The sequence below is a fragment of the Xenorhabdus griffiniae genome, from assembly GCF_001028135.1.
GTDB classification, from domain to species: domain Bacteria; phylum Pseudomonadota; class Gammaproteobacteria; order Enterobacterales; family Enterobacteriaceae; genus Xenorhabdus; species Xenorhabdus bakwenae.
This window is the reverse complement of record NZ_LDNM01000122.1, coordinates 1-11,155: the sequence shown is the minus strand read 5'-3', so window position 1 is coordinate 11,155 and position 11,155 is coordinate 1. Positions and strand designations below refer to the sequence as shown.

Sequence of the window (11,155 nt, the reverse complement as noted above, 5' to 3'; positions counted from 1 at the left end):
CAGCTCTTTACTCGAAGCAACCTGTTTATTTTTGACTAAAAAACATTCGTGATCTTGCCCTGTATATAAACCCCATTGATGAAGTTATTCACATGCAACATTTGAATAAGTAAAAACATGCGTTAGATCACGTTTTACAGGTGAAATCCCACAAAACCCGCATCCATATCAAATTTACCCCTTACGTTGTTCGCTATAATTAAACCATATAAAAAGTAATAGATTGACTCCCACTTGAACAATGGAGAAGAGCGGTGAAAACCTTCAATGTCGACCTTGCGATTATCGGAGCCGGTGGAGCAGGGCTACGAGCCGCCATCGCTGCTGCTGAAGCCAATCCTAAACTCAAAATTGCTTTACTCTCAAAAGTTTATCCTATGCGTAGCCATACGGTGGCCGCAGAAGGCGGATCGGCGGCAGTCACTCAGGCGCACGATTCCTATGATTTTCACTTCCATGACACGGTATCCGGTGGTGATTGGCTGTGTGAACAAGATGTGGTTGAGTATTTCGTCAAACAGTGTCCAACAGAAATGATCCAACTGGAACAATGGGGCTGCCCGTGGAGCCGCAAGGAGGATGGTTCTGTCAACGTGCGTCGTTTCGGCGGCATGAAAATTGAACGCACATGGTTTGCCGCCGATAAGACCGGTTTCCATATGCTCCATACACTGTTCCAGACGTCACTCAAATACCCGCAAATCCAGCGCTTTGATGAGCATTTTGTCCTCGATATTTTGGTGGATGAAGGGCAGGCTCGCGGATTGATTGCACTGAATATGATGGAAGGAACAAAAGTTCAGCTCCGCGCAAATGCCGTTATTATGGCGACTGGCGGTGCCGGACGTGTATACCGTTATAACACCAATGGCGGCATTGTGACGGGTGATGGGATGGGAATGGCGTTCCGTCACGGTATCCCATTGCGTGATATGGAATTTGTGCAATATCACCCAACCGGCCTGCCTGGTTCCGGTATTTTGATGACCGAAGGCTGCCGTGGTGAAGGCGGAATTCTGGTGAACAAGGAGGGTTATCGTTATCTACAGGATTATGGCCTGGGACCAGAAACGCCGCTTGGACATCCTGAAAACAAATATATGGAACTCGGCCCGCGTGACAAAGTGTCCCAAGCGTTCTGGCATGAGTGGCGGGCAGGTCGTACCATCGCTACGCCGCGTGGCGATGTCGTACATCTGGATTTGCGTCATTTAGGTGAGAAAAAGCTGCTCGAGCGTCTGCCATTTATCTGTGAGCTGGCAAAAGCCTATGTCGGCGTTGATCCGGTCAAAGAACCAATCCCTGTTCGTCCAACCGCACATTACACTATGGGCGGAATCGAAACGAATCAACAGGGTGAAACTCGCATCAAAGGATTGTTCGCTATCGGTGAATGCTCTTCTGTTGGCCTGCATGGTGCAAACCGCCTCGGCTCTAACTCGCTGGCTGAATTAGTTGTCTTTGGCCGCCAGGCCGGTGAAGAAGCAGTCAAACATATCCAACAAGTGAAACCCGCCAATAGTAGCGTATTGGATGCTCAATCTCGTGATGTTGAAGATAAACTCAATAACTTGCTGAATCAGAAAGGCGGCGAAAACTGGGCGAAAATCCGCGATGAATTGGGCACTTCCATGGAAGAAGGCTGCGGAATTTATCGTACACCAGAGTTAATGCAGAAAACCATCGACAAAATTGCCGAACTGAAAGAACGCTTCAAACATATCGGAATTAGCGACCGTTCCAGTGTATTCAATACCGATCTGCTCTACACCATCGAATTAGGTTTTGGTTTGGATGTCGCTGAATGTATGGCGCATTCCGCCATGAATCGCAAAGAATCCCGTGGTGCCCATCAGCGCCTTGATGAAGGCTGTACCGAGCGGGATGATGAGAACTTCCTGAAACATACACTGGCATTCTATAACCCAGAGGGTGCCCCACGTCTGGAATACAGTGATGTGAAGATCACCAAATCTCAACCAGCGAAACGTGTCTACGGGGGCGAAGCGGCTGCACAAGAGAAAAAACAGAAGGAGCAAGCGAATGGCTGAGATGAACAATCTGAAAATGGAAGTCATGCGCTATAACCCGGAAATTGACAGTGAACCCCATTTCGTCACTTATGAAGTGCCTTACGATGAACAAACTTCACTGCTGGATGCATTGGGGTATATCAAGGACAATCTGGCGCCGGACCTCTCTTACCGCTGGTCCTGCCGCATGGCAATCTGTGGTTCCTGTGGCATGATGGTAAACCGTGTCCCCAAACTGGCCTGTAAAACGTTCCTGCGCGATTATGCTCAAGGCATGAAAATCGAAGCACTGGGTAATTTCCCAATCGAGCGGGATTTAGTTGTGGATATGACTCACTTTATTGAGAGCCTGGAAGCTATCAAGCCTTATATCATTGGCAATGATCGTAAACCCGCCGATGGCCCAAATGTCCAGACACCTGCCCAGATGGCGAAATATCATCAGTTTTCCGGTTGTATCAATTGTGGCCTGTGCTATGCCGCCTGCCCTCAATTTGGTTTGAATCCTGAGTTCATTGGGCCTGCCGCTGTCACGCTGGCACACCGCTATAACCTTGATAACCGCGATCACGGCAAGAAAGAACGCATGCCACAAATCAACAGCGATAATGGCGTCTGGTCTTGTACTTTTGTCGGTTACTGCTCTGAAGTGTGTCCGAAGCATGTTGATCCTGCCGGTGCGATCCAACAGAGCAAGGCAGAAAGTGCTAAAGATTTCCTTATCTCCATGCTGAAACCACAATAAGGAAGGAGAGTGTAATGACGACAAAACGTAAGCCTTATGTGCGGGGTATGGAATCCAATTGGTGGCGTAAACTGGGTTTTTATCGCTTCTATATGTTACGTGAAGGGACAGCCATCCCCACCGTTTGGTTCAGTGTTCTGATACTTTACGGCCTGTTTGCCCTGAAAGATGGCCCTGAAAGCTGGGCGGGGTTTGTCTCTTTTCTGCAAAATCCATGGGTGCTGCTGATTAATATCATCACCCTGCTGGCTACATTACTGCATACCAAAACCTGGTTTGAGCTGGCTCCCAAGGCACTCAATATCATCGTTAAGAATGAGAAAATGCCACCAGAGCCAATTATTAAGTTGCTATGGGCAATCACGATTATTGCTACCGTCGTGATCCTCGGCGTGGCCCTGTTTTTCTAACCCCAAGGAGGATCTGATGAATCAAGTACCTAAACGTTCCGATGAACCGATTTTCTGGGGGTTGTTTGGTGCCGGTGGTATGTGGAGCGCGATTGTTGGGCCTGCAATTATTCTGCTGCTGGGTATCTTGCTGCCACTGGGATTGGCACCAGAAGCGCTTTCTTATGAACGCATCCTGACATTTTGCCAGAGTTTTATCGGTCGTATCTTTTTGCTGCTGATGATTAGCCTGCCTTTATGGTGTGGTTTGCACCGTCTGCATCATGGTATGCACGATCTGCAAATCCCTGTACCCGCCAGTAAGTGGGTGTTTTATGGTGCAGCCGCGATTTTAACTGTTATCGCTTTAATTGGGATTTTTACGCTGTAATTGCGCTAATTCTGGCAAGCTATCCTGAAATAAGTCTGCGGATAAACCGCAGACTTATTACGAAAGGTATTTGCAACCTTTAAGATATGTTGATTAGAACTTATAAGAAATTGTCGCTTTATAGGTGCGGCCTTTCTCTTCTTGTCCCTGGTAACTCTTCAAATAGTAAGAATGTTCGTTGTGACGTTTGTCGAAGACATTATCAATGCCAAACTGGAGTTCGGTATTTTTTAATGCCCCTGTTTTTGGTGCCCAAGAGACATACATATTACTTACGCCATATCCCTGTTTATGGATATCGACAATAATGGCTTCTTTCTTATCATTTGTGTCTTTACCTTTTGAGTTCTTTGACAGAACAAAGCGGGTATTCCAGCCGAGTTCAATGTCAGTTGTATCAAACAGGTAACTACCACCTACAGTGATAGAGTCTCCCACTGCTGGCTCGAACTCTAATCCTCTGGTAAAGGCCTTATCAAGCAGCTCATTACCTTCAATAATCTTGTTATTGACTTTGGCATAAGAGGCTTTTAAAGACAAATTATCCAGTTTATAGTCAGTCGCTAATTCAAACCCTTGCAGTCTGGCTTTCGGGATATTATGTAATTCATTCTTGGCTAAAGTTGTAGACAGGTTTTTAAAGTTCGTTTGGAATACTTTACCTAAAATAACCACCGAGTCATTGTCAGCAAAGATACCAGGATAAGTACCTGCCAATCCCGTTTCCACGTTATAACCGGTTGTGGCTTTCAGGTTATTGCTCTGGTTGGATATCCCCATTAGCTCTTTGCCCAACGGACCTCTAAAGAGTTCGGTATAGTTGGCAAATAATGTTGTGGATGCCCCAAGTTCGTATTTCAAGCCAAGTGCTTTTGAGAAATGAGCGTAAGTTCTCTCAAACGACTCATCCTGTGCATTAACCGTATGGTAGTTATAATGGTCCCATCTGATACCCGGAATAATATGAAAATCGGCAATTTGAATGTCATCCTCTAAGTAAACAGATGATGAGTTTGCTTTTTCCACTTCTTTGTTATGAAGATTCTTTTCTTCCTTCGTGTACCTCATTCTGGTATCAAAATATTCATATCCATAGGTTAAGGCATGAGCTAACTTCTGGGTTTCAAAACTAGAAGTATTACGAACCTTAATACCTTGGGTTCTCACAATACTATTGAATCCCCCCCCATTTCCATTTACAGGCTTCATATGGGTAGAGGTTTGTTCCGTATGATACGCGGATAGTTTTAAATCAATCAGGTCATTATCAACTGGCGTGTACCCATAAGTGATATTATGGGTATCGCGGTCAATAGCATACTTTGCTTTCTTCCCTTTATTTACATCCTGTCCGAAATTCAATCTATAGCTGGTTTCTGCATCATTTTTATAATGTTCTTTTGATACATTAATATACTGCTCATCTGTCAGATTAAATTTCGCTTTTAATAAATAATCGTATAATTTCCCATCTGTCGGAATGGACCCTCGTCCGCTATTATCCCTGCCAGATTTAGAGTTATGCATATCACGATGGGTAAAGTAACCTAATAAATCAACCGCACCCAATCGACCGTATGTCGCTAAGGATTGTTGGAATTCAGAACCATTGCTTGAATAGTTTAATTTTCCTTTAGCGCCAAAGAGTTGGCCTGGTGCTAACAGATCACCGGCATCAACGGTTTCAAATTTTAATGCCCCCCCAATCGCACCAGTATCGTAGGTAATACTGTTACTGCCGACCTTGATATCAACTTGCTTCAACATCTCAGGATCGATGCCGTAATTGCCTGAATGGTGGAAGTGATATCCTTCTTGCCTTGCGCCATCAATCGTCACGTTGATAAATTGATCATCCATGCCACGGATTTTAAAGCGTTGCCCTAAAGCGCTGGGATGACCGGCTTGTACGCCCGGTACATTCTTTAAAATTTCACCGACACTTTGTGCTTGTTTAACTCTGATTTCATTACGGCTGACTTTTCTATCTTCTGGTGCACCTTGAGCATTGTTATCCGCAATAACAACCAATGTATCGCTAGTATTAGTCGATTTCTTAGCCGTATTTTCAGCATTTGCAAATGCGTTGGTAGAGATAGCGACTGTCAGCATAGAGGCAGACATCAAAGGAACACATAGGCCACTTTTCGCCAGGCCGGCGTAAATTTTGGTAATTTTAGACATTTATTTTCAATCACAAATACTATTGAGAAGGATTATTATTTACATTTCTAAGAGAAATGTAAATAACTTTAAAGACGAGTATGGAACATGGCTGGATGAAAAGGGCAGAATCAACAGATCCTGCCGCCTTAAGTAATATTACCCCACATTAATTACTACCCTATGTGGGCCAAAACACCTTCTGCATCCTGATAATCCCCTGCTTGGGCACAGAAAGTAATTTTTCCTGAACGATGAGCATTGATTTGCACTTCCATTTTCATGGACTCCATCACTGCAATCACATCACCTTCGCTGACTTGCTCACCTTCTTTCACCATCCAGCAATGCAGGATACCGGAAATAGGTGCTTTTACCTGACGAGGATCTTCCGGCAGTTTTTCCTTTATGACAGACGGCGAAAATTGCTGTTCACCCACAGGGGCTAAATGGGCCAATAAATCCAATGGCAATCCCAATTCATGCCTGCGGCCATCAATCTCAATAAAAGTGCGGGTAATATTGTTATCTTCACGCGGAAACTGACGTAATGAAGCCCCTAGTTCATTCACAAAATCTGTTTCAATCCAGCGGGTATGGACATTGAATTTATCGCCAGAAATAAAATCAGGATGCTCCATTACCGCTTGATGGAAAGGCAAAACGGAGGCTACGCCACGGATCTTAAATTCTTTCAATGCCCGACGTGCCCGAACAATGGCCTGTTCTCGGGTCGCCCCTACGACAATTAATTTTGCCATCAGTGAATCAAAGGTTGCCGGAATTGTAGAGCCATTAATCACACCAGAGTCCAAACGAATACCAGGGCCAGCAGGCGGGATAAATTCGGTGATTGTGCCTGATGTTGGTAGGAAACCTTTCGCCGCATCTTCCGCATTAATACGAAATTCAAACGAATGCCCTCTTGGGATCGGCGTTTCCTGCATGTTTAATGGATAACCTTCCGCTACCCGCAACTGCTCGATAACCAGATCAATGCCTGTTGTCTCTTCTGTCACAGGATGCTCTACTTGTAAGCGAGTATTTACTTCCAAGAAAGAAAGCGTTCCCTCTGCACTGAGTAAAAATTCTACCGTGCCAGCCCCTACATAATTGGCTTCGGCACAAATGGCTTTTGCTGACTGATGAATACGTTCTCTTTGTTCCTGAGTTAAAAATGGTGCGGGCGCTTCTTCCACTAGCTTTTGGTTACGACGTTGCAAAGAGCAGTCACGGGTGCCAAGTACCACAATATTACCCTGTTTATCCGCAATAATCTGTGCTTCGATATGGCGGGGTTTATCCAAAAATTGCTCTATAAAACATTCGCCACGGCCAAATGCCGCTGTCGCTTCACGTACCGCTGAATGGTAAAGTTCTGCTACTTCATCCATACGCCAGGCAACTTTCAAACCTCGTCCACCACCACCAAAAGCCGCTTTGATGGCAATCGGCAAGCCATGCTGCTCCGCAAAAGCAACAACTTCCCGTACATTTTTGACTGGCTCGGATGTCCCGACAACCAACGGCGCTCCCACTTTCTGCGCTATCTTACGCGCCTTAACCTTGTCTCCCAACGCATCAATCGTTTCAGGGTGAGGGCCAATCCAAATTAAGCCAGCCTCAATCACTGCCCGGGCAAATTCCGCTCGCTCAGACAAAAAACCGTAACCCGGATGCACCATAGTTGCTCCAGATCTCTTCGCTACTTCCAGCAAATGAGGAATATTGAGGTAAGTTTCTGTAGGGCTATTTCCTCCTAAAGCATAAGCCTCATCAGCCAGTTGAACGTGTTGCGCGTTGATGTCAGCATCCGCATAAACAGCAACTGCCTGTACGCCATAATCGCGGCAAGCTCGAATGATCCGAACAGCAATTTCACCACGGTTGGCAATCAGCACTTTCTTATTAAATTTCTTATTAACTTTCTTATTAATCTTGCTATTTACATTGTTCACTGTGGTGTTCATGGTAAATCATTACTCCCTCGAATTTCATGGAATTGGCTAATGGGGTTGAACCGAATTTTGGCATTGACGGGGATCTGGCCGGCAAGATCGAGATGATAATCTGCTACTGAGGCAATAACCGGATATCCTCCGGTCAATGGATGATCCGCCAAAAAGAGTACCGGCTGCCCACTGGCAGGAATTTGTATCGCCCCTGCACAGGTTCCTTCGCTAGGCAATTCTTGTAGCTTTATTCTCGATAGTGAGCACTCACCATTTAATCTCAACCCAATTCGATTAGATTGAGGCGTTACCTGCCAAATCTGCTTGCTCAATAAGTCGATGGATCCTTGCGTAAACCAATCTGTACGAGGGCCGAATAGGATATCCAATACGACAATTTCATCTTTATTTGGCATGTCAAAAGCCGGAGTTTCAGAAACAGATATCGCGGCGCAATGAGATGTTTCACCGACAGCTAATTTATCATTCACTTTCAACGGAGCAGGCCCAATATTAGACAGCGTATCCAATGAATGGCTGGATAAAATAGCTGGGACAGTAAAGCCGCCACGTACCGATAAATAAGACCGCATGCCTGCGACAGGAATACCCAAGGAAATTTCATCACCACCGTTTAAATCAATGGGTTGGTAAGTATTCACATGGAATATTTTACCTGATGATGTTTTTATCTCTATTGGGCAGGCTGCCCCTGTAATCGCCATCAATATCTGTCCATGTGCAAGCGCTTTAAATCCGCCCTGCACGATTTCCAAACAAGCATGATCAGAGGGATTACCCACAATACGGTTTGCGCTGCGCAAAGCACTTTTATCCATTGCACCCGATTCTGCGATCCCCGATTTTGCCTGACCAACCCTCCCCAGATCTTGAAATAAGGTTGGTAATCCCACAGACAAAATTTCCAGATGACAGGAAGCCTCTGGAGTCAGTGCCATGTTACTGTCCGGTGTTTCAGGTAAGCTGATTGTTGCAGGGTGACACCCAGCATCTCGAAAGTTAACACGATAGCCTGGTTGTAATAAGGCCGGAGATGGGCGGGAAAGATCCCACATACGTTCGGTCGTAATACCGATAAGCTGCCATCCTCCGGGGCTTGCCTGTGGATAAATACTGCTGAATTCCCCCGCCAATGCAACGGCACCTGCCGGAATGCGCGTTCTGGGGGTTTTGCGACGAGGTATATTCCATTGCGAGGTATTCGATACCATATAGGCAAATCCAGGGGCAAATCCAGTGAAAGCGACGGTATATTCATTTTCGGTATGTTGCTGAATAACCTCCTGAACGGTACATCCCACTATTTCCGCAACCAGTGCGAGATCATCACCGTTGTAATGCACAGGAATTTCTATGCTTTTTCCCGTTGTATGACTACGCTCTTGCAAATCTCGTCTACTGATTTCTAGCGCCAATTGTTGGAAGGATATTTTTGCCGGCCGAAAACGAACCATCAGCGTTCTCGCTGCCGGAATAATTTCTTCAATCCCCAAAATAGGTGCCATATTCAGTGAATCAAGCAGAGCCAGTGTTTCTGACAATCCACTCAATTCAACCATGATGGTATTGCTATTAACCGGTAAAAAACGCAAGGCTATCTCCCCAGATGATTAACCATATCAATGCGACCCATACTTATGAATGAATAAATGGCCGAATAGTTATTCCCGCCTGCTGCAAAACTGCCTTGACCTGTTTTGCCATCGCTACCGCACCAGGAGTATCACCATGCACACAAATTGAATCCGCCTGAATAGGGGTAAATTTACCATCAATTGATTCAACGCCCCCTTCTGTCACCAATTGCAACATGCGTTGAGCAACGAGATCGGCATCATGCAAAACAGATCCCGTTTCACGACGGGAGACTAATTCCCCTTGTGAGGTATAAGCACGATCAGCAAACGCTTCTGCTATGGTTCTCAATCCGCTTTTCTGAGCTAATTTGAGAATGTTTGATCCCGCCAGACCAACCAACACAAGATTGGGATCTAACGCTAGAATTCCTTCAATCACAGCAATTGCCTGATATTCGTCATTTGCGATCGTGTTATAAAGTGCACCATGGGGTTTGACATAACTCACTTTAGTACCTGCTGCGGCGGCCAATCCTTGCAAGGCACCAATCTGGTAAATAACATCAGCGGTAAGTTCATGACTGGCTATATCCATTTTACGTCGCCCAAAGCCAACCAAATCGGGATAAGAAACATGGGCACCTATCGCTACATCATTTTTCTGCGCAGATTTCAATGTTTGCAAAATCCCAACCGGATCACCCGCATGAAAACCACAGGCAACGTTAGCACTACTGACGATATCCAATATTTCTTCATCGTTTCCCATCCGCCATTGACCAAAACTTTCACCGAGATCACTATTTAAATCGATCGTTTTTATCATGATGATTTCCCTAAGCTGTAGAACTAAAGAATCAGATTGTTTGATTAAAATAAATATATTGTTGAACAATAGATAAGATCTGCTGAGGAAATAAGCAAACAAATTTGTATTATCGATCTTCAAAATCCAATAGAGATCACTTTATTAACATTTTTCGTTGACTTTATCGTCAAGATGCACAATTTAGGTGTCATAGACACAATAATATTGCCCTATATTGGTTCGATGGTGGTAACTTGCTGGTTATCGGGGAATATGTGAAGATTCGCTTTCGTATACGCGTTGAAGGTGTTTGTTATCAGCCATAAAATCTAACGGATGACTATGAAAAAAAACCATTCTCCCCAAATTTTGAGCAAAAGAATCGCTGAAACCATCAGAAATAAACTGGTTGCAGGGGAGTTATTACCTGGGCAACGACTATCAGAAGCTGCGTTGAGTGAACAGCTTGAAATTTCACGAAATACATTACGTGAAGTGTTCCGTCTTCTCACGCAGGAAGGGCTGCTGAAACATGAACCTAATCGTGGCGTGTTTGTTGCAACTCCCGATATTGCATCCATTATTGATATCTATCGAGTTCGGCAGTTAATTGAATGTCAGGCACTTGCTCAGGCTTATTCAATGCATCCCGGTATTGCCAAAATGAAACAAGCCGTTGAAGCCGCCCAACAATGTCGCAAACAACAAGATTGGATTGGTGCCGGAACAGAAAATATGCACTTTCATGCCGCGATCGTAGAATTAACTGATAGTGATAGATTGATCGCTTTTTATCACAATATTTCCGCAGAACTGCGTCTGGCTTTTGGTATTTTGAATAGTCCTGAGCTTTTGTATGCACCTTATATCGATAAAAACGCGCATATTCTGGAATTACTCAATTCAGGGAAAAATGAACAAGCAGCTAATACAATGAAAGATTACCTGGAGTTATCAGAAAGGGCGATATTAGCCGCTTATACACGTAAAAATAACCAAGTACCATAAAAAATTAAACGCAAAAAAGCCATCCGGTGACGGATGGCTTTTCTGACTAAATGAATGTCTGGCAGTGT

Annotated in this window: 9 protein-coding genes; 5 read left to right on the top strand and 4 right to left on the bottom strand. The window is 44.7% G+C overall.

Annotation, left to right across the window (positions count from 1 at the left end):
- Positions 1 to 254 precede the first annotated feature (254 nt).
- Genes frdA through frdD form a run of 4 tightly spaced genes read left to right on the top strand, consistent with a single transcriptional unit; the run spans position 255 to position 3,558 of the window.
- Positions 255 to 2,051, top strand: a complete 1,797-nt coding sequence (gene frdA, locus AAY47_RS18050) for a fumarate reductase (quinol) flavoprotein subunit (protein ID WP_047771675.1) — start codon at positions 255 to 257, stop codon at positions 2,049 to 2,051.
- The gene (locus AAY47_RS18045; RefSeq protein WP_047771674.1) at positions 2,044 to 2,778 is read left to right on the top strand and encodes a succinate dehydrogenase/fumarate reductase iron-sulfur subunit; all 735 of its coding nucleotides are present in this window, start codon (positions 2,044 to 2,046) and stop codon (positions 2,776 to 2,778) included. The genes frdA and AAY47_RS18045 overlap by 8 nt, the downstream gene beginning before the upstream one ends.
- Positions 2,779 to 2,792: 14 nt before the next feature.
- Positions 2,793 to 3,188, top strand: coding sequence for a fumarate reductase subunit FrdC (gene frdC, locus AAY47_RS18040; protein WP_047771673.1), 396 nt, complete (start codon positions 2,793 to 2,795; stop codon positions 3,186 to 3,188).
- Between the two features lie 13 nt (positions 3,189 to 3,201).
- Positions 3,202 to 3,558, top strand: a complete 357-nt coding sequence (gene frdD, locus AAY47_RS18035) for a fumarate reductase subunit FrdD (RefSeq protein WP_200897810.1) — start codon at positions 3,202 to 3,204, stop codon at positions 3,556 to 3,558.
- Between the two features lie 93 nt (positions 3,559 to 3,651).
- Here the strand turns inward: frdD and AAY47_RS18030 are convergent, their stop codons facing one another.
- The 4 genes from AAY47_RS18030 to AAY47_RS18015 form a co-directional block, all read right to left on the bottom strand.
- A complete protein-coding gene (locus tag AAY47_RS18030) occupies positions 3,652 to 5,742 on the bottom strand; it encodes a TonB-dependent receptor domain-containing protein (RefSeq protein WP_047771671.1) in 2,091 nt (696 codons plus the stop codon).
- 155 nt (positions 5,743 to 5,897) lie between these two features.
- Positions 5,898 to 7,691, bottom strand: a complete 1,794-nt coding sequence (locus tag AAY47_RS18025; protein ID WP_200897809.1) for an acetyl/propionyl/methylcrotonyl-CoA carboxylase subunit alpha — start codon at positions 7,689 to 7,691, stop codon at positions 5,898 to 5,900.
- On the bottom strand, positions 7,688 to 9,286 hold the full coding sequence (locus AAY47_RS18020; protein ID WP_047771670.1) for a 5-oxoprolinase/urea amidolyase family protein: 1,599 nt from the start codon (positions 9,284 to 9,286) through the stop codon (positions 7,688 to 7,690). The genes AAY47_RS18025 and AAY47_RS18020 overlap by 4 nt, the downstream gene beginning before the upstream one ends.
- A gap of 43 nt (positions 9,287 to 9,329) precedes the next feature.
- The gene (locus AAY47_RS18015) at positions 9,330 to 10,097 is read right to left on the bottom strand and encodes a LamB/YcsF family protein (RefSeq protein WP_047771669.1); all 768 of its coding nucleotides are present in this window, start codon (positions 10,095 to 10,097) and stop codon (positions 9,330 to 9,332) included.
- A gap of 324 nt (positions 10,098 to 10,421) precedes the next feature.
- On the opposite strand from AAY47_RS18015, the gene AAY47_RS18010 reads away from it, so the two are divergent.
- Positions 10,422 to 11,087 (top strand): GntR family transcriptional regulator, encoded by a 666-nt coding sequence (locus AAY47_RS18010; protein ID WP_047771668.1) that lies wholly within the window; start codon positions 10,422 to 10,424, stop codon positions 11,085 to 11,087.
- The last annotated feature ends 68 nt before the right edge of the window (positions 11,088 to 11,155 follow it).

Excerpts from the sequence above, each read along its gene's own strand:
- AAY47_RS18045 (WP_047771674.1), top strand. The coding sequence starts at position 2,044 with ATGGCTGAGATGAACAATCTGAAAATGGAAGTCATGCGCTATAACCCG.
- frdC (WP_047771673.1), top strand. The coding sequence starts at position 2,793 with ATGACGACAAAACGTAAGCCTTATGTGCGGGGTATGGAATCCAATTGG.
- AAY47_RS18030 (WP_047771671.1), bottom strand. The coding sequence starts at position 5,742 with ATGTCTAAAATTACCAAAATTTACGCCGGCCTGGCGAAAAGTGGCCTA.
- AAY47_RS18025 (WP_200897809.1), bottom strand. The coding sequence starts at position 7,691 with ATGAACACCACAGTGAACAATGTAAATAGCAAGATTAATAAGAAAGTT.
- AAY47_RS18015 (WP_047771669.1), bottom strand. The coding sequence starts at position 10,097 with ATGATAAAAACGATCGATTTAAATAGTGATCTCGGTGAAAGTTTTGGT.
- AAY47_RS18010 (WP_047771668.1), top strand. The coding sequence starts at position 10,422 with ATGAAAAAAAACCATTCTCCCCAAATTTTGAGCAAAAGAATCGCTGAA.